Annotated in this window: 1 protein-coding gene and 1 pseudogene; one reads left to right on the top strand and one right to left on the bottom strand. The window is 64.2% G+C overall.

The window, feature by feature from the left end:
* Positions 1 to 468, top strand: a pseudogene (locus tag AWJ19_RS12295) (hypothetical protein); the annotation flags it as partial.
* A 27-nt stretch (positions 469 to 495) separates the two neighbouring features.
* Here AWJ19_RS12295 and AWJ19_RS35200 read toward each other — a convergent pair.
* Positions 496 to 685, bottom strand: a 190-nt coding sequence (locus AWJ19_RS35200) for a hypothetical protein (protein WP_206744051.1), incomplete at its 5' end; no start/stop codon positions are given.

The raw sequence follows: 685 nt of genomic DNA, 5'->3' as shown, positions 1-685 counted from the left end.
CGCAGCAATGCGGCGGCTGCAGACTCTGCAGCCGGAGCGAACGCCGCCGGCAAGCGCGGCGGCAGAGGGGCCGCCGGTTCCAAGGGCGGCCCGGGCAGCGGCTACAGCACCAATGTAACACGCGGTGAAGAAGCCGGAGGCTTCAGCTATGGCGCGTCCAAGGGCGCAGGTTCCGGCGCGGGCTATAATCCGGGCGGGGCCAAGGCCAGCCCGAAACATAGAGCGAACGTGGCCCGCAGCAATGAGGCGGGGGCATGGAGCGTTTCACCGCCGGCCAAGGGCGGCGGTTCACGCGGCGGTAACAACGCAGGCGGTTCCCGCAGCGGCAACAGTGCTGGCGCCAAGGGCGGCAAAGGCAGCTACGGCAGCTACAGCCAGGGTAGCGCCAAAGGCGGTAAAGGCGGCTACAATGCCGGCGGACGGAGCAGCGGCGGGGCAGCCCGCGGCGGACGCGGCTCATCCAGATAAAGACATCTGGATTCAGATGTGAATTTGTTACCACAGGGGCGGCCGGCGCAATAAGGCCGTTCCTGTGGTAATATTTTTTTCTGCTCTTTGATGTGAGCTGGCTTCGGCCCCCGCAAAATCAAAGGCAATTCTGCCCTTGATTTCGCCCAAAGCCGGCCAGCGCGCCGAATCAAAGGCAATTATGCCCTTGATTTTCGCCATAATTCGGCCGGACCGC

It is taken from the genome of Paenibacillus sp. DMB5 (genome assembly GCF_001517085.1).
Lineage (GTDB): Bacteria > Bacillota > Bacilli > Paenibacillales > Paenibacillaceae > Paenibacillus_AQ.
This window is presented reverse-complemented; position numbering and strand designations above follow the sequence as displayed.